Annotated in this window: 19 protein-coding genes; 10 read left to right on the plus strand and 9 right to left on the minus strand. The window is 69.8% G+C overall.

Going from position 1 to position 23,363, the window contains the following annotated elements:
• The first annotated feature begins 53 nt into the window (after positions 1-53).
• A complete protein-coding gene (locus WEB29_00265) occupies positions 54-2,009 on the plus strand; it encodes an acetoacetate--CoA ligase (protein ID MEX2135376.1) in 1,956 nt (651 codons plus the stop codon).
• A gap of 24 nt (positions 2,010-2,033) precedes the next feature.
• On the opposite strand, the gene WEB29_00270 is transcribed toward WEB29_00265, so the two are convergent.
• From WEB29_00270 to WEB29_00280, 3 genes are read right to left on the minus strand one after another with little or no spacing between them, the layout of a single operon-like run.
• The gene (locus tag WEB29_00270) at positions 2,034-3,272 is read right to left on the minus strand and encodes a dihydrolipoamide acetyltransferase family protein (GenBank protein MEX2135377.1); all 1,239 of its coding nucleotides are present in this window, start codon (positions 3,270-3,272) and stop codon (positions 2,034-2,036) included.
• 15 nt (positions 3,273-3,287) lie between these two features.
• A complete protein-coding gene (locus WEB29_00275) occupies positions 3,288-5,603 on the minus strand; it encodes a dehydrogenase E1 component subunit alpha/beta (protein ID MEX2135378.1) in 2,316 nt (771 codons plus the stop codon).
• Positions 5,597-6,508: a metallophosphoesterase gene (locus tag WEB29_00280; GenBank protein ID MEX2135379.1), complete on the minus strand. Its 912-nt coding sequence runs from the start codon at positions 6,506-6,508 to the stop codon at positions 5,597-5,599. Before WEB29_00280 ends, WEB29_00275 begins: the two co-directional genes overlap by 7 nt.
• Before the next feature lie 144 nt (positions 6,509-6,652).
• Between WEB29_00280 and WEB29_00285 the strand changes: the two genes are divergently transcribed.
• Positions 6,653-7,360: a GntR family transcriptional regulator gene (locus WEB29_00285; GenBank protein ID MEX2135380.1), complete on the plus strand. Its 708-nt coding sequence runs from the start codon at positions 6,653-6,655 to the stop codon at positions 7,358-7,360.
• Between the two features lie 19 nt (positions 7,361-7,379).
• On the opposite strand, the gene WEB29_00290 is transcribed toward WEB29_00285, so the two are convergent.
• From WEB29_00290 to WEB29_00305, 4 genes are all read right to left on the minus strand, one after another.
• On the minus strand, positions 7,380-8,327 hold the full coding sequence (locus tag WEB29_00290) for a transketolase C-terminal domain-containing protein (GenBank protein MEX2135381.1): 948 nt from the start codon (positions 8,325-8,327) through the stop codon (positions 7,380-7,382).
• The gene (locus WEB29_00295) at positions 8,324-9,202 is read right to left on the minus strand and encodes a transketolase (protein MEX2135382.1); all 879 of its coding nucleotides are present in this window, start codon (positions 9,200-9,202) and stop codon (positions 8,324-8,326) included. Before WEB29_00295 ends, WEB29_00290 begins: the two co-directional genes overlap by 4 nt.
• Positions 9,199-9,567 carry a cupin domain-containing protein gene (locus WEB29_00300; GenBank protein ID MEX2135383.1) on the minus strand — a complete coding sequence of 123 codons (369 nt, stop codon included), beginning with the start codon at positions 9,565-9,567 and terminating at the stop codon, positions 9,199-9,201. The genes WEB29_00295 and WEB29_00300 overlap by 4 nt, the downstream gene beginning before the upstream one ends.
• A 98-nt stretch (positions 9,568-9,665) precedes the next feature.
• Positions 9,666-10,760, minus strand: coding sequence for a transaldolase family protein (locus tag WEB29_00305; protein ID MEX2135384.1), 1,095 nt, complete (start codon positions 10,758-10,760; stop codon positions 9,666-9,668).
• Positions 10,761-11,324: 564 nt separating this feature from the next.
• On the opposite strand from WEB29_00305, the gene WEB29_00310 reads away from it, so the two are divergent.
• Genes WEB29_00310 through WEB29_00345 form a run of 8 tightly spaced genes read left to right on the plus strand, consistent with a single transcriptional unit; the run spans position 11,325 to position 21,365 of the window.
• A complete protein-coding gene (locus tag WEB29_00310; GenBank protein MEX2135385.1) occupies positions 11,325-13,106 on the plus strand; it encodes a PEP-utilizing enzyme in 1,782 nt (593 codons plus the stop codon).
• A gap of 13 nt (positions 13,107-13,119) precedes the next feature.
• Complete coding sequence (locus WEB29_00315) at positions 13,120-13,818, plus strand: GntR family transcriptional regulator (protein MEX2135386.1); 699 nt, start codon at positions 13,120-13,122, stop codon at positions 13,816-13,818.
• On the plus strand, positions 13,815-14,717 hold the full coding sequence (locus WEB29_00320; protein MEX2135387.1) for a hypothetical protein: 903 nt from the start codon (positions 13,815-13,817) through the stop codon (positions 14,715-14,717). Before WEB29_00315 ends, WEB29_00320 begins: the two co-directional genes overlap by 4 nt.
• Positions 14,718-14,735: 18 nt before the next feature.
• Positions 14,736-15,605 carry a xanthine dehydrogenase family protein subunit M gene (locus WEB29_00325; protein MEX2135388.1) on the plus strand — a complete coding sequence of 290 codons (870 nt, stop codon included), beginning with the start codon at positions 14,736-14,738 and terminating at the stop codon, positions 15,603-15,605.
• Positions 15,602-16,078, plus strand: coding sequence for a (2Fe-2S)-binding protein (locus WEB29_00330; GenBank protein MEX2135389.1), 477 nt, complete (start codon positions 15,602-15,604; stop codon positions 16,076-16,078). The genes WEB29_00325 and WEB29_00330 overlap by 4 nt, the downstream gene beginning before the upstream one ends.
• Entirely contained in the window at positions 16,075-18,339 is a 2,265-nt protein-coding gene (locus tag WEB29_00335) for a xanthine dehydrogenase family protein molybdopterin-binding subunit (protein MEX2135390.1), read from the plus strand. Before WEB29_00330 ends, WEB29_00335 begins: the two co-directional genes overlap by 4 nt.
• On the plus strand, positions 18,336-19,220 hold the full coding sequence (locus WEB29_00340; GenBank protein ID MEX2135391.1) for a cyclase family protein: 885 nt from the start codon (positions 18,336-18,338) through the stop codon (positions 19,218-19,220). Before WEB29_00335 ends, WEB29_00340 begins: the two co-directional genes overlap by 4 nt.
• A 24-nt stretch (positions 19,221-19,244) precedes the next feature.
• Positions 19,245-21,365 carry a pyruvate, phosphate dikinase gene (locus WEB29_00345; protein ID MEX2135392.1) on the plus strand — a complete coding sequence of 707 codons (2,121 nt, stop codon included), beginning with the start codon at positions 19,245-19,247 and terminating at the stop codon, positions 21,363-21,365.
• A 16-nt stretch (positions 21,366-21,381) separates the two neighbouring features.
• On the opposite strand, the gene WEB29_00350 is transcribed toward WEB29_00345, so the two are convergent.
• Positions 21,382-22,437 (minus strand): alcohol dehydrogenase catalytic domain-containing protein, encoded by a 1,056-nt coding sequence (locus WEB29_00350; protein ID MEX2135393.1) that lies wholly within the window; start codon positions 22,435-22,437, stop codon positions 21,382-21,384.
• Positions 22,438-22,481: 44 nt separating this feature from the next.
• Positions 22,482-23,348 carry an MBL fold metallo-hydrolase gene (locus tag WEB29_00355; protein MEX2135394.1) on the minus strand — a complete coding sequence of 289 codons (867 nt, stop codon included), beginning with the start codon at positions 23,346-23,348 and terminating at the stop codon, positions 22,482-22,484.
• Positions 23,349-23,363: the final 15 nt, after the last annotated feature.

The raw sequence follows: 23,363 nt of genomic DNA on the forward strand, positions 1-23,363 counted from the left end.
GCGTCGTCCGCCGAGGATACCCCGCCAGTTCCCCTCTGGCATGATTGCCGCCCATGCCCGACGCCCCGCCCGTGCTCTGGACGCCCCCGGCCGACGCGCGCGCCACGTCGCGGATCGGCCGCTTCCTGGACTGGCTCGAGCGTGAGCGCGGCCTGCGGTTCGCCGACTACGACGCCCTGTGGCGCTGGTCCGTGGACGATCTCGACGGGTTCTGGTCGGCCGTGGTCGAGCATCTCGGAGTGACCTCCTCGACGCCCATGGGGCCGGCGCTGGCGCGCGCCGCGATGCCCGGCGCGCGCTGGTTCCCCGGGGCCCGCCTGAACTGGGCGGAGCACGCGCTCCGCCTCAACGGCCGCCGGCCGGAGGACGTGATCCTCGTAGCGCGCTCGCAGAGCCGGGAGCAGATCACGCTGACAGGCGACGAGCTGCGCGATCTCGTGGCGCGCCTGCGAGCGGGCCTGCAGCGGCTGGGCGTGGGTCCGGGAGACCGCGTGGCGGCTTTTCTGCCGAACGTCCCCGAGGCGGTGGCGGCGCTGCTGGCCACCGCCAGCCTGGGTGCCATCTGGTCGTCGTGCGCGCCGGAGTTCGGTACCCGCAGCGTGATCGATCGCTTCGGACAGATCGAGCCGGCGGTGCTGCTCAGTATCAACGGCTATCGGTACGGCGATCGGGAGGTCGACAAGACCGATGAGGTCGCCGCCATTCGCGCCGCGCTGCCCTCCCTGCGCGCCACCGTGGAGCTTCCCTACCTCGACACGGTGCCGCGCATCCGGGGTGCGGTGGCCTGGCACGAGCTGATCGCGGATGCGGGTGGGCTCGACTTCGCCCAGGTCCCGTTCGACCACCCCCTGTTCGTCCTCTACAGCTCGGGCACGACCGGGCTGCCCAAGCCGATCGTCCACGGCCACGGCGGGATCCTCCTGGAGCACCTGAAGATCCACGCGCTGCAGCACGACCTGGGGCCGGACGACCGCTTCTTCTGGTTCACGACCACCGGCTGGATGATGTGGCCCTACCTGGTATCCGGCCTGCTGGCGGGCGCCACCATCGTCCTGTACGACGGCTCGCCTGGCCACCCCGACATGTCCGCCCTGTGGCGGCTGGCCGCCGAGGAGAAGGTCACGTACTTCGGCGCCAGCGCGCCGTACCTCATGGGCTGCCGTCGAGAAGGGCTGCAGCCGGCGCGCGACCACGACCTGTCGCGGGTGCGGGCCATCGGCTCCACCGGCGCTCCCCTGCCGGCCGACGGCTTCCGCTGGGTGTACGAGGCGTTCGGGCCATCGGTCCACCTGGAGTCCGTGTCGGGCGGGACCGACCTGTGCACCGCGTTCGTCGGCGCCAGCCCGCTCGTCCCGGTCTGGGAGGGCGAGATCAGCTGCCGCCATCTGGGCTCACCGATCGAGGCCTACGCCCCGGATGGTCGCCCCCTGGTTGGTGAGCAGGGTGAGCTGGTGATCACCGGCCCCATGCCGTCCATGCCGGTGAGCTTCTGGAACGACCCGGACGGGTCGCGCTATCGGTCCGCCTATTTCGAGGTGTTCCCCGGCGTGTGGCGCCACGGGGACTGGATCACGATCACCGAGCGCGGCTCATGCGTCATCAGCGGCCGTTCCGACGCCACGCTCAACCGCGGCGGGGTGCGGATCGGGACCGCCGAGTTCTACGCCGTGGTGGAGGCCATTCCCGAGGTGGCGGACTCGGTGGTCGTCCACCTGGAGGAGACCGATGAGCTCCTGCTGTTCGTCGCGCTGCGGGCGGGGGCCGTCCTGGACGGACCCCTTGCGCGCCGCCTCCGCGAGGAACTGCGCGACAACCTGTCCCCCCGCCACGTGCCGGACCGCATCGTGGCCGTACCGGGAGTGCCGCGCACGTTGTCGGGCAAGAAGCTCGAGGTCCCGATCAAGCGCATCCTGAGCGGGACGCCGCCCGAGGCCGCTGTCTCACGGGGCTCGCTGTCCAATCCCGAGGCCCTGGACGCATTCGCCGACCTGGCCCGAAGACGTCCGTAACGGGACGGCGGTCGCCCCCCGACGTCAACCGCGTGCCTCGAGCTCTGGGGTCGCGCGGCGTAGCCCCGCCGGGTCCTGGAGACGGCGCCGGAGATCGTCCAGGAATCGTGCGGCCAGCTCACCGTCGACCAGCCGATGGTCCGCGGTCAGCGTCAGCCGCATGATCCAGCCAATGCCCAGGCCGTCTCCGATGACAACCGGCTCGCGAGCCGCGCTCCCAACAGCAAGGATCGCGGACTCGCCCGGGTTGATGATGGCGGCGAAGTGCTCCACGCCGTGCATCCCGAGATTCGAGATCGTGAGCGTGCTGCCGCTCATCTGGTCCAGCGGCAGCCTTCCCTCGCGAGCCGCCCCGGCCAGCGAGGCCGCGCGCTGGTGGATCTCATCGAGGCTCAGGTGGTCCGCGTCGCGCACAACCACGACAACCAGCCCATTCGGCACCGAAACGGCCAGGCCCAGGTGCACGCGCCGCCGCAACCACATCGATTGCCCGTCGGTGCGCGAGTTGACCACCGGCATCTCGACCAGGCTGCGCGCGGCAGCGACCATCACGAAGTCGGTGACGGTCAGCGGCGTCCCGGCCGCTTTCAGCTCGTCCCGCATCTCGACCAGGCGCGTCACGTCGACCGCCACCGTCACCGCGAACTGCGGCGCGGTCCTCGCGCTGTCGCTCATCCGCTGGGCGATGACCTGCCGCATGCGTGACAGTGGCTGCCGCTCACCCTCGTCGTCGGCCGACGGTGGCGCCACGTCGGGCGGCTGTCGAGCGGTCGCGATCGGCACGCCAGGCGCGGTGGCCGCGGCGCGAATGTCGCGCTCGACAATGCGGCCGTCCGGGCCGCTGCCGACCAGCGTCCCCACATGGACGCCGAGCTCAGCGGCGAGCCGGCTGGCGCGAGGGCTGATCCGCGGCGCAGCTGGTGCGGCCACGTCCGCCTCGGGCGCCGGCTTGGGTGCCGATGCCGTGGCCGTCTCGGGCGCATGGGGCCCCGCAGGTGCCGAGGCGGGCTCGGGGATCTCCTCCCCGGGCTGACCGACGTAGGCACACACGCTGTTGACGGGCACCGTCTCGCCCTCCTCAACCAGGCGTCGCAGCAGGACGCCGTCGTCGAAGGCCTCGACCTCCATGACCGCCTTGTCGGTCTCGATCTCGAACAGGACGTCGCCCCTGGCGACGAGGTCGCCCTCGTTCTTGTGCCAGACGAGCAGGGTGCATTCCTCGGTCATCTGACCGGGGCGCGGCATGAGGATCGGGTGGACCATGTGACGGGATACCTGCTACACGATGTCCAGGACGGCGCGCACGATGTCACCGGCCCGAGGCAGGAAGGCCTCCTCGAGCCCGTGCGCCTGCGGCGAGATGCCGTTGGCCGCACCGATGCGACCCACCGGGCCGTCGAGGTCGTCGAACGCCTCGGCCTGCACGCGGGCCACGATCTCGTTGACGAAGCTGCCCATCAGCACAGCCTGGCTGGCCACCACGCAGCGGCCGGTCTTGCGGACCGACGTCAGGACGCTGTCCATGTCGAGCGGCACCAGGCTGCGCAGGTCGATCACCTCGGCCGACAGGCCGTGCTCGGCGTGCAGCACCTCGGCCGCCGCCAGCGCATCGAGGACGGCGGGGCCCCAGGCAACCACGGAGGCATCGGTCCCCTCCCGCGCCACGCGGGCACGGCCGATCTCGACCAGGTGGTCGTCCGCCTCCGGCGCCGGGCCCTTCGTCGGATACAGGCCCTGGCTCTCGACGAAAAGGACGGGGTTGTTCGTGCGGATCGCAGCCTTGAGCAGGCCCTTGGCGTCGGCCGGCGTGGCCGGGTAGAGGACGTACAGGCCGGGGATGTGGGTGAAGATGCTCTCCAGCGACTGGGAGTGCTGGCCGCCGTATCCCTTGCCGGCTCCCACCGAGGCGCGGATGACGAGCGGCACCTCGATCTGCGCCCCGCTCATGTAGTGCCACTTGCCGGCCTGGTTGGCAATCTGGTCGGACGCCATCAGGGCGAAGTCCATGTACATCAGCTCGACCACTGGCCGGGTGCCCACGATCGCCGCCCCCACCGCGGTGCCGCAGATGCACGCCTCGGAGATTGGCGTGTTGAACACCCGCTCGCGCCCGAACGTCTCCAGCAACCCCTTGGTGAGCTTGAACGCACCGCCATAGTCGGCGATGTCCTCGCCGTAGACGATGACCCGGCGATCGCGCAGCATCTCCTCGACCAGCGCCTCACGGATGGCGTCCCGGTAGCTGATCGTCCCGGCCTCATCCCGGGGCGCCGCGGGCGGTTCCGCGTACAGCGGCACCTCCTGCTGATCGACCGGCACGACGTCGGCGGCGGTGTCGGTGTACAAGTAACGCAGCAGATCAGCCGGATCGGGATCGGTCGCCTCGGCGGCGCGGCGAGCGGCGCGCGCGTTGCGCTCGCGCGCCTCCCCTTCCAGGCGTTCCAGCGCCGCGTCGTCCGCGACGCCGGCCTCGACGATCTGCCGCCTGAGGCGCTCGATCGGATCGATGGCGCGCCAGGCCGACTCCTCGTCTCGCGTCCGGTACTCGTTGCGCGGGTCGGAGAGGGAGTGCCCGTAGTACCGGTAGGTGCTCGCCTCGACCAGGACGGGCCCCTCGCCGGCGCGGCAGCGCTCGGCGGCACGGCGCATCGCGTCCCAGACAGCCAGCACGTCCATGCCGTTCACCACCTCGGCGTGCATGTTGTTCTCGGCGAAGCCGGCCCCGCGCCGCGCCAGGTGGCGGATGCCCATCACCTCCTCATCGGTCCTATGGGTCATGCCGTAGTGGTTGTTCTGGATCAGGTACACGATGGGCAGTCCGTACCGATGGTCGCCGGCCAGGTGGTTGGTCCACTGGTGCTGCGTCGCCCAGTTCAGCGACTCGAGCACCACGCCGTTGGCATATGCCCCGTCACCCGCCATACAGCACACCACGCGGTCCGAGCGCTGGTAGCGGAAGGCCATGGCCGCGCCGGTGGCGATCGGCACGCTGCCGCCCACGATCGCGTTGGCGCCCAGGTGACCGGTAGCGAAGTCGCCGATGTGCATGCCCCCGCCGCGCCCTCGGCAGTAGCCCTCCTCCTTGCCGAACAGCTCGGCGATGACCCGGTAGACGTGCTCCTCCAGCGCCGTGCCCAGAAGGGCGTCATCGGCCACGGCCGTGCCGTCCGGCACGCGGGCGCGCAGTTGTGGCGCGTCCATGCGGCGGATGGCGGCGAAGCCCTTGGCGATGGCGTCGCCGTGCCCGCGGTGCGAGCTGGTGATGGCGTCGGCTGGGCGGAGGGCTGCGGCCGCGCCGACCGCGGTCGCCTCCTGCCCGATCGAGACGTGCGTCGGACCGCGGTAGTCGTAGCCGGGCAGCGGGTCGTAGCCGCCTGAGCGGAGGCGGACGATCATCTCCTCCAACTCACGGATGGCCAGCATGTCGTCCAGCAGCGCGAGGGCTGCCGGCGCGGCCAGGGTTCCCGAGGCGAGCTCGCTCGCCACGTCACCGCCATAGCCGAACCCGATGACCGTGCCGCACGGCTCCTCGAACGCGTCGAGGTCGGGGCGCGTGTCACTGCGATAGGTTGGCTCGCGGAGCGGGGTCACCATGCTGCAGCCTCCAGGTCAGTCCCTCGATAATCGAGCATAGGGTCGGCAGGATCGGGGTTCAACGCGCGGTCGGGCGCGTGGTCGGTGGGAATCACCACGCTGCGCGCGCGATCGAACGGTTCCTCGTCGAGCTGGACCAGCGTCATCCTTAGCCGCGCGTCCTCCGGCATGCGCGGATTCCCGCAGGCGTTGGAGTCGACCGCCAGCAGACGGCCTCCCTGCATGACGCGAATGCCGTACGGTCCCGGGCTGTGTCCAAAGACGACGCGCTCGATCCCCGTGGCGCGGAAGCGTTCGAAGGCTCCCGAGCCCCACGGCGTCTCGTAGAACTCGGCGCGCACCCACAGGTGCGCATCGGTCGTCAGTCCCAGCTCGTCCAGCGCGGCGCCGGGCGGCAGCCCGCCATGCACGAACACCACGTCGTGCCAGCGCACCGCCTGCGGCAGGGTGGCGAGCCATGCGAAGAGGCCGGGTGCCAGCGCCTCGACGCCCGCCAGCGCGGCGTCGTCCTGGAGCGGGTCCGGCGGGGCGCAGCCGAACGACTGCAGGGTGGCGTGTCCGCCGTAGGCGAGCCAGACCGGCAGCCACTGGTGGCGCCCGCGGGAGAGGTGCAGCACCATCTCCTCGTGGTTGCCACGGATGAAGATCGCGCGACCGGCGGCGGCCGCGGCCTCGGGCTCGAGGCGCCGCAGCAGGGCGAGGACGCGCTGGCTGTCGGCGCCGCGGTCGAGGTAGTCGCCGCAGCCGAGCAGAGCGGTGCGCGGCGGCGCCACCCAACGCAGCGAACGGTCAAGCAGCCCAGCCTCGATGAGCGCAGCCTCCAGCCCGGTCGCGACGCCGTGCGGATCCGAGAAGGTCCAGACCGTCCAGTCGTCCGGCACGTGGGAGATCCGCTCGCCGGTCATCGATGAGGGGAGGCGGGGCCAGTCGCGACCGATGGACAGGCGCTGCGTGCGGTCGCCGTGGACGGCCGGCGGTGGGTGCCGCGATACAATTCGCCGGCGACCCGCCGGCGTTTGCCCGCAAGGGTCGAATTCGGAGGTCGGCCGATGGCAGAGCAGGGCGCCCTGTCGCGCAGCGTGCTCGCGGACGAAGTGAAGGATCGGCTCCTGCAGGACATCCTCTCCGGCCGATACCCGCCCCACGCGCGCATCGTGGAGACGACGGTCGCCAAGGAGCTCGGCATCAGCCAGGCGCCGGTCCGCGAGGCGCTCCGCGGGCTGGAGGCGACGGGGATCGTCGAGATCCTGCCGTTCCGCGGTGCCCGCGTCCGCAGGCCCACGACGGCCGAGCTGCTCGAGGCGATCAACGTCCGCGCCGAGCTCGAGACGCTTGGTGCCCGGCTCGCCGTGCCGCGCATGAGCGAATCGGACCTTGCCGAGCTGCTGGCTCACGGCGAGGAGCTGCGACGGGCCGCCGCGTCCGGCGATGCGCACGCCCTTGCGCTGGCGGACGCCGGGTTCCATGGCCACATCATCGCCCTGAGTGGCAATGCCACCTTGCGCCGTGTCTGGCAGTCACTCGAGCCGTTCTCGCGCACGTACATCACGGCCGCCATTCCGGGCGTGGACGTGCATTGGACGGCCGCTCTCCACTGGCCGATCCTGGACGCGCTGCGCCTGCGCGACCCGGAGCTGGTGGCGGATGCCCTGCGTCAGCACTTCGACAAGGCGGGGTCGAAGATCAATGCCGGCTGGCCGAGCGCGCTGCCGGAGTCGACCGACGGGAATGCGGAGGCCGGTCCCGCACGCGCCTGACGCCGGTCATTCATGCGCGTCAGCTGTCGGCCCATTGCATGGCGCGAACCTGGTCCGCCACCTTCGCGGCCGACAGGCCGTAGAGGTCCAGCAGGACGTCGTTGGGCGCCGACACGGTGTACGTGTCCTGGAGACCGATCCGCCGCAGTGGCGTCGGACGTTGCTCGGCCAGCACTTCGGCCACCGCGCCCCCCAGGCCGCCGATGACGGTGTGCTCCTCGACGGACACCAGCCGCCCGGTGCGATCGGCGGCCGCCACGATCGCAGCAGCGTCGAGCGGCTTGAGGGTGGGGAGGTGGAGCACTGCCGCGTCGATGCCGTCCGCGGCGAGGAGATCGGCGGCATCTACCAGGCGCGGGGTCTGGGCTCCCGTGCCGATGAGCGTCAGGTCGCCTCCACGACGCACCTCGACGGCCGCTCCCACTCGGAAGGCGTAGGCGTCATCGAACAGGCGCTGGGTAGCGTCGCGAACGATCCGCACGTAGACCGGGCCGTCATAGCCCGCCGCCCAGCGGATGACCTGCGCCGCCTCCACGTCATCGGCCGGGGAGACGGTGACCATGCCCGGCATGGCTCGCATGATCGAGATGTCGTCCACGATTTGGTGCGTCTTGCCGGCCATGCCCGTGAACAGGCCGGCATAGCCGGCCGTCAGCTTCACGTTGAGCCCCGTCTGCGCGATCAGCACCCGGACCTGGTCGAGCGGCCGCACCACGGCGAACGAGACGAACGTGCTGATGAACGGGATGAGGCCCATGGTCGCCAGGCCCGCGGCCACGCCGATCATGTTCTGCTCGGCGATTCCCATCTGCAGAAAGCGGTCGCGATGGGCGTGCTCGAAGATGTCGGCCTTGGTGGAGCTTCCCAGGTCGCCGTCGAGCATGACGATGCGCGGGTCGTCGTCGGCGAGCTGCGCAACCGTCTCGCCGAACACCTCACGCATGGCGCGGCCCATCGGCAGGCTCATGCCCCTGCCTCGCCCAGCTCGCCCATCGCCGCCGCGAACTCCTCGGGCTTGATTGGCTTGCTATGCCAGCGGTAGTCGCCCTCCATGAACGACACGCCGCGTCCCTTGACGGTGTGGGCAACCACCACCGTCGGCCGGGTCGTTCGATCCACGGCCGCTTCCAGGCTGGCCACCACGGCGGCCATGTCGTGCCCATCCGTCTCGAGCACGCGCCAGCCGAAGGCCCGCCACTTGGCAACCAGCTCTCCCGGCTCCTCGGGCGGCAGCCGGACATCGGACGTCTCGCCGGGCCAGCCGTACTGCTGCAGCTTGTTGTGGTCCACGATGGCGATCAGGTTGTCCACTCCGTAGCGCGCCGCCACGAACGCGGCCTCCCAGACCTGGCCCTCCTGGCATTCCCCGTCTCCGAGGAGCACAAAGGTACGCACGTCGCGCTGCGCGAAGCGTGCGCCCAGGGCCATGCCCAACCCCGCGGAGAGGCCCATGCCCAGCGAACCGGTGGACATGTCGATGCCGGGCAGCAGCCGCATGTCGGGGTGACCCTGCAGCCGCGATCCGAGCGAGTCGAAGGTGCGCAGCTCGTCCACCGGGAGGTAGCCGCGCAGGGCCATGGCCGCGTACTGGACCAGCGAGGAGTGGCCCTTGGACAGGATGAACCGATCGCGATCGGGCCAGTCCGGCTCGTCTGGTCGAATGCGCAGCACCCGGAAATAGAGGGCGGCCAGGATGTCGGCGGCCGACAGCGGTCCTCCAATGTGGCCCACCTGCGCGTGGTTGACGGTGCGGATGATCTCGACGCGGATCCGCCGCGCCATCTCGCTCAGCTGCGCGATCACCGGGCTGTCCGTGGTTCCGACGCCCCGGGCGGTCGTCACCCACCCCCTCCGCGCTCGTACGAGCCGGGCACCACCGGCGGCGAGAAGAGGCAGACGAGCTCCAGGGGCTCGGGTCCGTCCGACTCGGTGGCGTGGAAGGTGCCGACCGGGATGAAGACCGATACGCCCGGCTCGAGCTCCGCGGTCGCCTCTGGCGTCACCAACCGGCCCCGACCGGCGATAACGTAGATCGTCTCCTCTTCGGCAGCGTGAACGTGTCCCTCCGGCTTCGAGCCGGGAGGGAAGATCGCCACGCCCACCGACACGTTGCGCGCGGGGCTGTTATGCGGCGCGATGTACGTGTACCAGTCCCGTCCGGGGAGCGGGAGGTGCTGAGCCTCTCCGCGGGTGACGCGCTTGATCACGCGGGCACCATGAGGATCCGCGGCCCTGGTGCGGTGGTGGTCGTGCGCGTTTCGGTGGTCACGTAACGGTTCTCCTCGGCGTGCTTCCCCTGCCGACGTCAGGATGCGCGCGGATCAGGGTCCGGCAGGACGAGGTCACGGACCGCGCCCATGAGGTCGTGGTACGACTTGATGAATGCGCGCAGGGTCCGTGCCGACGCGCCGAAGGCCTCGAACTCGTCGGGCGTCATGCCGTCCGGCTCGTAGGCCCGCCGGAAGTCGGGGACCCGCGCGGCCAGCTCGTCGACGATCGCCGGGTCGACGGGGACCTGCATGCGCGGCTCGGGGCGGATCCCGCTGCGATTGAAGCGAACCTGCCAGGCGTGGGGCATGGTCATGGCAACATCGCCGCCCACCAGCTCCGTCCAGTGCAGTCGGTGGCGGTAGGCGGCGGCCAGCAGGCGGGGGCGATAGCCGCGCTCCTGGAAGAGCGCATACGCTCGCTTGAAGACGGCGATGCCGGCCCAGTTCGGAGCCCCTGGATCGAGTGCGATGTCGTCGCGCTCGACGAGGACCTTCACCCAGTCGTCCAGGCGGCCGATCATGAGCGTGCAGATCGGGGTCAGAGAGCTCGTGTCGTGGCCGGCCCGCTCGCGCCGCTCCAGTCCGCGCCCGACCGCCTCGGCGACCGCGATCGCCTGCGGGAGCGTGAAGTTGACGGTGGCGTTGATGTTGATGCCGTGGAAGGTCGCCTCCTCGATGCCGACCATCCCCGCCGCGGTGGCGGGAAACTTCACCAGGAGGTTCGGCGCCAGCCCGTCGAAGCGGAGCGCCTGCTCCAGCATCCGCTCCGGATCGCGATAGTTGGCCGGGTTGAGCTGCACGGAAAGCCGCCCCTTGCGGCCCCCCTCGCGCTCGAAAACGGGCTGCAGCACAGCGGCCCCGCGGGCAACCATCTCCTCGACCAGGGCCCACGTCAGGTCCACTTCGCTCCACGTCGAATGGGTCGCGGCGAGCTCGTGGACGCGGGGTACCCAGTGCGACGCCTCCTTCCTGAGGACCTCGTGTACGATGGTCGGGTTCGATGTCGCACCGGTCGCTCCGCGCTCCACGGCGTAGGCAAGCTCGTCAACGGCGCACGAGTCGTTCCAGTAGTCAGTCGGCGTGTCCTGGACCATGCGGAGAAGAGGGCTTTCGGTGGCCGCCAGCGTCATAGACGTCCCTCCGGATCTGTTTCACCTGCGAGCGAATGCCATGTTCCGGTGCGCCGCTAATCATCGATTATCGATGCCCAACTGGCAACAGGGCCATCCGGCCCGCTTCCCGGTGACGAAGAGCACAGGCGACGCCGCTTGACGCGCTTACGCTGGTTCCATATCGTCATTCCATCGACAATCGATTATCGAGGAGCACCCGGCGGCGCGGTGCGCACCGGCGGCAATCCGCTATGAGAGGTGGAGCATTGCCGATCGCGAGATAGCCGGGCCGCCCAGTTCCAATGGGCGCGCCCACGACGCGCTGCACGCAAAGGACCAGGGCGAGGCGCCCCCCGGCAGTGGCGAAGGAGATACAGGTAAACGATCGACCGGCACGCATCCGGCCGTCCGCCCCATGCCGGCGCTCACGAATCAGCCGCGCGCCACGCCATACGCCTTCGGCCGAGCCAGGACGGGCTCACCGCCACGGGCCGGCTCAACGTCGCAACGTCACGCAACCCTGACCTCGGCGGGTCCCGGCCGGTCGGAGCCGAGAGCAGACCACACCTGGAGGTGACCTCGGTGGCGATCAAGGAAGAAGTCCTCGGCCAGTTCCTCGGGAACGAAGAGTTCCCGGTGACCTGGGAATCCGAGACGGAGAGCGAGCTCTTCTGGGTCTACGACGACCTTCACTGCCCCCATCCATTGAGCCCGATGTACTTCGACATCGGCGGGTGGTGGCTCACCTGTGACCACATGTTCCGCCGCTTCGGGACGCCGTTCGCCTGCGACTGGCTGGCCAAGAACGTCAACGGCTACCTGTACACCGCTGCCATTCCGGCCGATCCCGAGTACGCCATCGACGCCATGGAATACCAGGCGCGCTACGTCGCACGAACGCCCCACATGGCCGGCTACCCGGAGAAGATCGGTGTCTACCTGAACAAGGTGCTGCCCGTCTACGGGCTTCAATTCGCCGATTGGTGGCGCGATCGGCTGGTGCCGGAGATGGACCGCAACTTCGCCTATCTCGAGAGCCGGCTGGACGAGGCCGACAACATGTCGCTCGCCGAGCTGGCCTGCCTGCTCGAGGACGCGATCGACATCCACGATCGGCACTGGAAGATCCACTGGATGCTGAACTTCGCCCAGCTGTCGGCCACGCTCAACCTGCGGGCGGTGATGGAGAGGACGCACGGCAAGATCGACGAGGCGCTGCTCGGCCGGCTGCAGAACTCGGCCAAGGACCGCAACTGGGACTCGATCGAGGCGCTGTGGAGGATGAAGGAGGAGGCCAGGGCGGATTCGGAGCTGGCAGCTGCCTTCCGGCACGAGACGGCCGGTGACATCCGGACGGCCCTCGAGGCCTCGAACCATGGCCGCCGCTTCATCGCCGAACGCGTCGAGCGCTACCAGAAGGAGTTCGGCTGGCATGCGGTGTGGAGCCACGAGTTCATCTTCCCGACTGTCCGGGAGCAGATGGAGCCCGTCCTGGAGCTGATCCGCGGCTACATGGAGACCGACTACGACTACCCAAAGACGATCAAGGCGGTCGCGGACGACATCGATGCCGCGGCGAAGGAGATCCTGCAGGGCCTCGAGGGCGAGGCGCTCGAGGAGATGCGCGCCGCCAACGACATCAACCTGCGGATGGCGCCGCTCACGCCGGATCACCACTTCTACATCGACCAGGGAGCCAATGCGCACGTGCGCCTGGTCCTGGTCGCCATCGGCAAGAAGCTGGTCGCCGACGGCGTCCTCGACCAGCCAGACGACGTGATCATGCTTCGCTACAACGAGCTGCGCGTGCTCCTGGGCGACGCATCGGTGCTGGACGGTCGCCCCATCGTGGCGCAGCGTCGCGCGGAGCGGGAGGCGTCGTACCTGAAGCGGCCGAAGGACTGGATCGGCACCGTCACGCAGTCCCAGCTCGACTTCCCGTACCTGAACCTGTGGGGCTTCCCGGACAAGTTCTACCGCAAGGAGTCGACCGTGGCAGGGGAGGTCACCGGCATCGGCGGCTCGCCGGGCGTGGTCGAGGGGATCGCGCGCGTGGTGCTCACCGAGGACCAGTTCGACGAGGTCCGCGCCGGCGACATCCTGGTCTGCCAGATGACGAACCCGGCGTGGGTCGTCCTGTTCACGAAGATCGTGGGTCTGGTGACCGATGCCGGTGGCACGGTTTCGCATCCGGCGGTCCTGTCGCGTGAGTTCGGCATCCCGGCCGTGATCGGCTCGTCGGTTGCGACACAGCAGATCAAGTCGGGCGACCGGATCCGGGTCGACGGAACGCGGGGCGTGGTCGAGATCCTCGAGACGACGGGCCCCAAGGCTCCCGCGCCAGAAGCCGAGTTCGTGGCCTGACCGGCACGCCTCGATGTCCCGAGAGGCCTCGGTCTCGCGCTTGGTGCTGAGCGAACAGGTCAAGGATCGCCTCCTCCAGGCGATCCTTGACGGACGCTTCCCGCCCGGCGCCCGGATCGTCGAGACGCGCGTCGCGCGCGAGCTCGGCATCAGCCAGGCGCCGGTGCGGGAGGCTCTGCGCGACCTTCAGGCGCTCGGGCTGGTCGAGGCGTCGGCCTTCCGGGGCGCCCGTGTTCGACGGCCCAGCGCTGAGGAGCTGCTGGAGGCGTTCGTGGTCCGATCGCAGCTCGAGTCGCTCGCCGCACGACTGGCAGTCACGACCATCACCGACCGCGACGTCGACCAGCTGACCGGGTACCTCGGCGAGATGCGCCGTGCCGCCCGTGCAGATGATGCTCGCGCCGAGGCGATGGCCGACGCGATGTTCCACGGCCGCCTCATAGAGCTGTCCGGCAACGCCACGCTGCAGCGCGTGTGGCGCCAGCTTGAGCCGGTGTCGCACACCTACATCACGCTGGTCATTCCGGGAGCCGATCGACATCTGATCGCGGATGTCCACCAACCGGTCCTGGACGCGCTCCGCCATCGCGACGCCGCGGGCGCCACGGACGCGCTCGACCGGCACTACCTGTTCCTGGGTGCCATGCTGACCGAGCTGTGGACGGCCGCTCCCACGACGCACGACCCACTCCTGACCGAAAGGACACGATGAACGTAGTGCCGACCGACGCCTCTCTCCATCTCTCGGAGGAGCTCACCTGCGGGACGGCCCGCCTTCGCATCGACATCGTCGGCGATGAGCCGCGCGACCATATCCTGGAGGACATGAACTTCCTCAATTACCGCCTGGCGGACGTCCACTACGCCGCACAGGTCTCCCTGCCCGAAGCCGATGTCATCTGGCGGGTGGACGGCGACAGGGCGATCGCCTACGACGACAGGCAGATGACGTTCACCGGCAGCTGGCCGGCCGGACCTCTGCAGAAGGTCGTGGTTGCCATGCTCGCGCTGCGCATGGAGGCGGGAGGTCTGCACCCGTTCCATGCGTCCGCAGTCCGCTACCGCGACCGCACGATCATGTTCCTGGGTGGCGAGTCGAACCACGGCAAGAGCATGGGACAGATCGAGGCGTGCCGCCGCGGCGGCCTGCTGGTCTCCACCGAGACGACGGTCGTGGATGAGGACGGGATGGCGGTGATGGGCTCGAAGGACGTCTTCATCAAGAAGCGAGCGGAGGGAACCGAACGGGCCGACAAGGCCGCTCCGAACCGCGGCGTGGAGATCTTCTTCGGCGACATGCCCAGCTGGGAGGCATACGAATCGCCAACGAACGTCGACGTGGTGATCGTGCCCGCCATCGACGGCAACTTCGACCCCAGCCTGGTCGAGATGATCCCGTTTGAACGCCAGTTCCAGACGCTCCACTCGCTGCAGAACTACCTCTTGCTCAACGAGCTGCTGGCTCCGGGCTGGCCGATGCCGATCATCGACAACGAGGCGCTGCGCCTCGCTCGTGCCGCCTTCGTCGCACGCTTCGCCGAGCGTCCGTACTACTTCGTCCGCGCTGCGAACCCGCAGGTGCTGATGGACGAGGTGGACCGGGTTCTGTAGGAAGGCGCGCGCCCCACCATGCACCCGTTCCGCTACGCACGCCCGAGCAGCCTGGCAGAGGCTGTCGCGCTGCTTGACGAGCACGGTCCCCAGGCCCAGATCATCGCCGGCGGCACGGACCTGGTCATCGGGCTGCGGGACCGCACCCTCGAGCCGGACGTCGTGATCGACCTCAAGCGCATCCCCGACCTCGAGCCGCGCATCCGTCTCGTCGACGGTCGCCTGGTCATCAGCGCCGGGACGGTGATGAGCGACATCGAGTCGGACGCGACGATCGCCGAGCTGTTCACGGCCCTGGCCGAGTCGGCGGCCGTGGTCGGTTCGGTGCAGATCCGCAACCGGGCCACCCTGGCCGGCAACATCTGCAACGCGTCACCGGCCGCGGATACCGCGCCGCCCCTGCTCGTCCACCGGGCCGAGGTGGTGGCGTTCGGCCCCCGTGGCGCGCGCCGCATCCCGATCCGCGAATTCTTCGTCCGCTCGCGCCAGACGACCCTGCAGCGCGGCGAGCTGGTGACCGCGGTGGAGCTGCCGCTCCCGGACCGACGGACGGGCGACAGCTACGTGCGTCTGACGCGCCGACGGGGCACCGACCTGGCCTCGATCACGATGTGCTGCGCCGTGGACGCATCGGGCTCGACGCGCCTGGCCTACGGCAGCGTGGGGCCCAAGCCGCTCGTCTTCGCCGACGAGAGCGGCGTGCTGGCCGACCCGGCCGCGCCGGACGAAGCCAAGGCGCCCATCCTGGAGACAATGCTGGCCGAGGCATCTCCATCCGCCGGGTCGGTCCGCGCCAGCCCGGAGTATCGCCTGGCCATGCTGCCCGTGCTCGCCATGCGGGCGTTGCACACCGCTCTGGGCCGGCTCGGCGGAGGGCAGGTGCGGTGAGCGAGCGGCTTCCGATCGACGTCGGCATCAACGGGCGCCCCCAGCACCTCGACGTTGCCGCGCACCACACGCTGCTGGAGGTCCTGCGCGATCAGCTGGGACTCACCGGGTCGAAGGAGTGCTGCGTGGTCGGCGAGTGCGGCGCCTGCACGGTCATCGTCGATGGGCGCACCGTGAACTCCTGCCTCATGCTCGCCGTCGAGGCGGATGGACACGACATCCGCACCGTCGAGGGCCTCGCGCGCGGGCCAGAGCTGAGCGAGCTGCAGCAGGCGTTCCTCGACCGGGGCGCCACCCAATGCGGTTTCTGCATCCCGGGTCAGCTGATGTCGGCCGAGGCGCTGCTGGAGCGCAACGCGGACCCGACCGTGGACGAGATCCACGAGGCGCTGGCCGGCAACCTGTGCCGCTGCGCCGCATACGAGCAGATCACCGATGCCGTCCTGGCCGCCGCCGAGGCACGACACCGATGACCGGAATCGTCGGCCAGTCGCCGCGGCGCGGAGGTGGGCATGGACGGGTGACCGGGCTGCAGCAATACGTCGCGGACATCCATCTGCCGGACATGCTCCACGCCCGGTTGGTCACCCTCGACACGGCCCACGCGCGCATCGTCTCGATCGATCCGGCGGAGTCGCGACGCGTGCCCGGCGTCCACCTGGTGCTCACCGCCGCCGATCTGCCACAGCCAGTGCCCCGCTTCGGTCCGCAATTCGCCGACCGGCCGGTGATCGCGGTCGACGAGGTGAAGTACCACGGCGAGCCGGTGGCGGCGATCGCCGCCGAGAGCAAGGATGCGGCCGAGGAGGCGGCACGGCTGGTGCGGGTCGAGGTCGAGGAGCTGCCAGCGGTGTTCACCATCGCCGCCGCCCTGGCGCCGGACGCCCCGCTCGTCCAGGATCCGTCGCTGCGCCCCAACGATCCGCTGGCGGGCACCAACCTGCTGCGTGAGCACCGGTATGCATGGGGTGACGTGAACACCGCGCAGGCTGACCTCGTCGTAGAGGACACCTACACCTTCCCGATGGTCACCCACTTCGCGATCGAGCCGCATGGCTTCATCGCGGCCCCCGACGGCGACGGCATCGCCATCTGGAGCTCGATTCAGCATCCGTTCTGGCTGCAGCGGACAATCGCCAAGATCCTGGGGCTGCCGCTCTCCAAGGTGCGCGTGCTGGCGCCCGATCCGGGCGGGGCGTTCGGGGGCAAGCAGCACGCCAAGTTCGAGCCGCTGGTCGCGTTCATGGCCCTCCGCACCGGGCGCCCGGTGCGCCTCATCCTCAGCCTGGAGGAGACGTTCCAGGCGGTGCGGCGCAACTCGTCCGAGATCCGCGTGCGCACGGGCTTCCGCACCGACGGCACCGTGACCTTCCGCGAGATCGAGGCCAACTACCTGCTGGGGGCCTACGCGGATATCTCCGATCGCGTGGTGGGCAAGGGTGCATACCCGGGCAACGGCCCGTATCGCGTGCCGGCCTCGCAGATCGTGGCGCGCTCCATCCTGTCGCACACCCCGCCATCCACCGCGTTCCGCGGCTTCGGCGCACCGCAGGTCAACTGGGCGGTGGAGTCCAACCTTGACGAAGCTGCGCGGCAGCTCGGTATCGACGGGCTGGAGATCCGGCTGCGCAACCTCGCCCGCCAGGGCGAGCGGTTCATCCCCACTGACCTGCCCGCCGACGGGGATTGGCAGCAGGCAGTCCGCCGCGCCGCCGAGCTCATCGGCTGGGCGGATCCCGTCGCGGCGGGCCGTGGCCGCGGCATCGCGGTCGGCATCAAGCTGGGACCTACGACCGGGCTGTCGTATGCCACCGTCCGGTTCCTGGGCGACGGGAGCCTGCTGGTCTATACCGGCACCTCGGACATGGGGCAGGGGGCGCGCACGATCTTCGCGCAGATCGCCGCCCAGGAGTTGGGCGTCCCAATGGAGCGGATCAACGTCATCACCGGCGACACCTTCGCGGTGCCATACGACCAGCAGACGTCCGCCAGCCGATCCAGCGTGCTGATGGGCAATGCCGTCCTGGACGCCTGCCACCAGATCCAGCGCCAGCTGGCGACCATGGCGGCCCGCCTGCACGACGTCGACCCGGCGGCGGTCCTCGTCGCGAGCGGGACGGCCAGCGTGTCGGGACGGGAGATTCCGCTGGTCGAGATCCTCATCGAGGGCCTTGGCCGGCTCGGCGGCGAGCTCATCGGCAACGGCATGGCGCGCAAGGAGGGCGAGCCGGGCCATCCGCTGGGTGGATCGGCTGCCTTCTACGAATTCAACTGCACGGCGATCGAGGCCGAGGTCGACCCCGAGACCGGCGAGATCCTGCTGCATCGCCATGTGACCGTGTCGGACGTCGGCAAGGCCCTCAACCCGCTCCAGGTCCGGATGCAGGACGAGGGCGCCGCGATCATGGGGCTCGGTCACACGCTCATGGAGCACTACATCTTCGACGATGCCGGGCGGGTCAGAAACCTGGGCGCCATCGACTACCGCATCCCCACCAGCAAGGATCTGCCGCTCGAGATGGTGAGCGACATGGTGGAGAACGAGGACGGGCCGGGACCGTACGGCGCGAAGGGCATGAGCGAGGGCGCGCTGCTGTGCGTCGCCGCAGCGGTCGCAGCGGCGGTCCACGGCGCAACCGGCGTCGTCATTCGCGACCTGCCGCTCACGCCGCAACGGGTCTGGGAAGCACTCGAGGAGCGGCGAGGGGCGCCGGAGAGGGAGGTCGCGTCATGACCGCAGCCGACATCGGTCCGGTGGCCAGGCTGCCAGCCGATCAGCTTGTCCGCGCCGCCCGCCTGGTGCGGAGCGGCCGCATGCTCTCGCTGGCCGCTGTGCGCTATCCGGGCATGCCGCTCTTCCCGGGACACCCGCCCTTCCAGGTCCTCAACTACCGCACGCCGCGCGGCATTCGGGTCGCCGGGGCCCAGCCCTGGGGGCCTGTGAACGATGCGGGGTTGGGGTACATGGCCGAGTACGTCATGGCCACCAGCCACTCGGGGGCGCACATCGACGCGCTGGCCCACATGACGGTCGGCGACGATATGCACTGGTATGGTGGCAGCGCCGACGCGCACCTGGGTGACTCCGGCCCAACATTGAACGACGCGTCGAGCCTGCCGCCATTCTTCACCCGTGGCGTCCTGTTGGATGCGGCCGCGCATCGCGGGGTCGCCTGCCTGCCCAAGGGATCAGCGATCGACGCGACTGAGCTGGAGGCGATTGCCTCGGCCCAGCGGGTATCGGTCGAGCGGTGGGACGTGGTCGTCATTCGCACCGGGTACATGAGCCTTTGGCCGGACGCCGATGCCATGGCCGAACACAAGACCCCGGGGCCCGATCTGTCGGCCGCGCAATGGCTGCTCGAACGCGGCGTGATCGCCACCGGGACCGATACCGAGACCTACGAGGTCCAGCCGGCGCCCGACCCCGGGCCGACCGGCAATCCGCAGCCGGTCCACACGCTGCTCCTCATCGAGAACGGCATCTACCTGATGGAGAGCCTCGATCTCGAGGCGCTGGCACGCGAGCACATGTACGAGTTCCTGTTCGTCGCCCTGCCGCTGAAGATCCGAGGCGCCACCGGATCAATGGTGGACCCCGTGGCCGTCGTCTAGGCCCTTGCCCGAAAGGATGCTGGCGTGACTTACCTCTACCCGTTCGACCATCCGCATGCCCTGCCGTTGCCGGACCTGAACAGGCTGATCGGCAGCAAGGCGGCCGGCCTGAGCACGATGGTCACCGCGCTGAGGCTGCCGGTCCCGCCGGGATTCACCATCGCTACCACCGCCTGCACCGACTTCCTGGCCGGCGGCTGGCCCGACGGCCTGGAGGAGGAGGTACGGGCGCAGATGCGGCGCGTCGAGCAGGCCGTGGACCGGCGGTTCGGCGCGGCCGACGATCCGCTGCTCGTGAGCGTGCGCTCTGGTGCCCCGGCGTCGATGCCGGGCATGATGGACACCATCCTCAACCTGGGCCTCAACCAGGTCACGATGGCCGGACTGGCGCGCGCGGCGGGCGACCCAGCGTTCGCCGCCGGCTGCCTTGCCCGCTTCACGACGATGTATCGCGCAATCGTTGGGGAGAACGAGGTGCCGGTTGATCCATGGGACCAGCTGCGCGCCGCCATCGCTGCCGTCTTCGCCTCGTGGAACAGCGAACGTGCGAGCAGCTACCGGCGGCACGAGGGAATCCCTGACCATCTCGGTACTGCGGTCACCGTGCAGGCGATGGTCTTCGGCAACCTGGGGGCCGATTCCGGCACCGGCGTGCTGTTCACCCGCAACCCCGCCACCGGCGAGGCGACCTTCTACGGCGACGTCATGTTTAACGCGCAGGGCGAAGACGTGGTTGCCGGCGACCATCGCACCGAGCCGATCAGCGTGCTCGACGATCGCATGCCCGACGTCGCCCGCCAGCTGCGCGGACACGCCATCGCGTTGGAGCGCCATTTCGCCGACCTGTGCGACATCGAGTTCACGATCGAACGCGGCCGGTTGTGGATGCTGCAGGTGCGGGTCGGCAAGCGCAGCCCGCAGGCCGCGCTGCGCATCGCGGTCGACATGGCCGAGGATCCGAATTTCCCGGTCACGCGAGCCGAGGCGGTGCAGCGCGTGCTGCCCCTGCTGGGCGACCCACCCCGCCTGCAGGTCGAGCACCCAAGCGGGGTCGAGGCGGTGGCTGCCGGGTTGGGCGCATCTCCGGGGATCGCGTGCGGCGAGATCGTTATCTCGGCCGACGATGCGGTTGCGGCCGCTGAGGCTGGGCGCCGCGTCATCTTGGTTCGGGCCGAAACGTCTCCCGATGACGTGCACGGCATGGCCAAGTCGGCGGGCATCCTTACCGCCAGCGGGGGCCTGGCCAGCCACGCGGCGGTCGTCGCGCGTGGCTGGGGCCTTCCGGCCGTGGTCGGGGCTGAGGCGGTGCGCATCACGGCCGGCGAGGTCCGCATCGGCGATCGCGCGTTCGCGGTCGGCGACACGATCACCATCGACGGCAGCAGCGGCGAGGTGTTCGCCGGCGAGGTGGCCGGCGCGCAGGAGGTGGTTGCGGAGGCCGCGATCCTGCAGGCCTGGGCGCGTGAGCTGGGCCTTGGGATCCAGCTCGCGGAGGGAGGAGCTTCGGCGCCGGCGGTAAGCGGATCCCTCGTGCGTGAGGACGTGTTGCGAACGCTGCTCATCAAGGCCTACGCCACTCCGGAGGTGCTTGCCGCCTGCATGTTCTCGACGCCCGAGCAGGCGGCCGACTTGCTCGATCGCCTGGTGGCCGATGGCCTGCTCGAAATCTCGGCTGGCGCCTTTCGGCTGACCGCCGACGGCAAGGCCGCGGCCGCGGAGCTGGTGGCCGACGACGGCGAGCGCTGGGGAGCCGACGAGGCTGTCGCGGCGCTCGATGCCTTCCTGAGGCTCGACGGCCGGGTGAAGGAGGCGGTGACCGCTTGGCAGATGCGCGACGTGGACGGCGCGCAGACGTTGAATGACCACAGTGACGCCGCGTACGACCGCAGCGTGCTCGATCGGCTTGCCGCGTTGCATACCGACGTCGTCGCATGGCTCCACCCGCTCACCACGCGCCTCGACCGGCTGGCCGCGTATGAAGCCCGCCTTCAGCGCGCCGCGGACTGCGCGCGCGACGGCGATACCGCCTACATCGCATCACCCCGCGTGGACAGCTACCACAGCGTCTGGTTCGAGCTTCACGAGGACCTCATCCGGCTCGCCGGCCGGACGCGAACTGACGAAGTGGCGGCGGGACGGGCCTAGCCGGCGGACTCCCCCCTCAGGGAGCGACGATGATCTTGATGGCCCCGCTGGATCGGTCGTTGAAGGTCGCAATCGCCTCCCCGTAGCGGCTCAGGGGGAAGCGATGCGTGATCATCTCGCTGACGCGCATCCGCCCCTGCTCCACGTGGGGCATCACGCGGCGCATCTCTCCCGCCGAGGCGCGGGAGCCGACCAGCTCCAGTTCATCGAGCACGAGCTTCTGCACGTCGATCTCGGCCGACGCGGTCGGGATGCCCACGGCGGCACAACGGCCGCCGCGGCGCAGCATGGCCATCGCCCACGCCATGGTCTGCGGCACGCCGGCGCATTCGAGCACGACGTCCGCGCCCAGGCCACCGGTCATGTCGCGCACGGCCGGCACCGGAACGCCGGCGTCGGAGTCGATGGTCTCGAAGCCAAGGCCCGCCGCCTTCGCCAGCCGCTGGCCGCGACCTACCACGATCACCCGCGCGGCGCCGCGAATGAGCGCCGCATCGCCCGCCAGCAGGCCGATGGCGCCGGCACCGGTGATGGCGACTGTGTCGCCCGGGCTCACCAGGCCGCGATTCGCCACGTGCAGCGCGATGGAGGCGGGATCGATCAGCGCCCCCTGCTCGAAGGTCAGCGCGTCGGGCAGGCGGAAGACGCACTTCACGCCGTGGACCACGTAGGTCGCGTCGGCCCCCTGGTAGTTGTGCCCGTACTGGCGGTGCAGCCCCTGCTTGCCGTAGTTCTCGCACAGGTTGTAGTGGCCCTCGACGCACTTCTGGCAGACACCACAGGCGTCGTGCGAGGTGCCGGCCACGCGATCGCCGACCTTCCAGCCCAGCCGGTCGGCGTCCGACCCCAGCGCCGCGACCTCCCCCGCCCACTCATGGCCCGGGATGAAGGGAAAGGCAGGCGGCCAGAAACCCGGATAGTCGCCGTGGATCAGGTGCGCATCGGTCCCGCAGATGGAGACCGCCCGAACACGCGCCAGGACCTCATTGGGTCCGGGCTCGGGGACCGGCACCTCCTGGATCTCGAAGCGCTCGGGCGCGAGCACGACGAGCGCTTCCATGGTGGATGCCACGACGGTCTCCTTCCGGTGGGCCGAGGTCACGCCTCGGCAGCTCCTCAGCGGCCTGCCGGGACGGCGGTCAGCTTGTCGTAGAGCGATCCGGCGTTCAGCGTCTGGATGTGCTCCATCATGTAGCCCTGGCCGACGTCGACCGGGTAGCGATCGGCGAAGTTCACCCGTGCGATCGTCTCCTCGCGTGTCCAGCCCTTGGCAACGGCGGCGGCGACGGCCGCCTTCCATTCGAGCAGCACCGAGCGCTGCGTGTCGAGGTAGCGGGTGGTGGTGACCGGGCCGTGCCCTGGCACGAGGTGGTCCACGTCCAGCGCCTTGATCCGATCCAGCGCCTCGAGCCATTGCTCCACGTTCGAGGTCATGAGCCAGGTCTGGCACTCGTTGAAGACGGTGTCACCGGTGAAGACGACGCGCTCCTCCGGCACGTGGACGGCGAGCTGGCCGGGCGTGTGACCCGGCGTGTGGAGCAGCCGGAAGGTGTGGTCGCCGACCCGCAGGGTCACGTCGCCGGTGAACACGATCGTGCCCTTGTTCGGATCGGCATAGTAGGCGTCCCGCTCCGGGAACAGGGTGGCGCCATCGGGGTCATCGGTTGGGATGGCCTCCCTGGCGTACTCGAACGGGTCCAGGTCCCGACCGGGAACCATGAAGTTGTCGTACAGGCCCTGGTGGTTGACGACCGTGCCGGCGCCCTTGAAGAAGTAGTTGCCGAAGATGTGGTCGACGTGGTGCTCGGTGTTGATCAGATACCGGATCGGCCCCTTTGACTCCGCCTCCCGGCGCATCGCCACCGCCCGGGTGGGCAGCTGCGGCGTGTCGATGACGACGACGCCATCGGTGGTGGTCACGTAGCTCGGATTGCAGCCGCGCTGGGTCGTGTCGGTGCAGACGTTGTCCGTCACGCGCTCCATGTGCCAGCTCCTCGT

It is taken from the genome of Chloroflexota bacterium, from assembly GCA_040902225.1.
Taxonomy (GTDB): Bacteria; Chloroflexota; Limnocylindria; order QHBO01; family QHBO01; genus CF-167.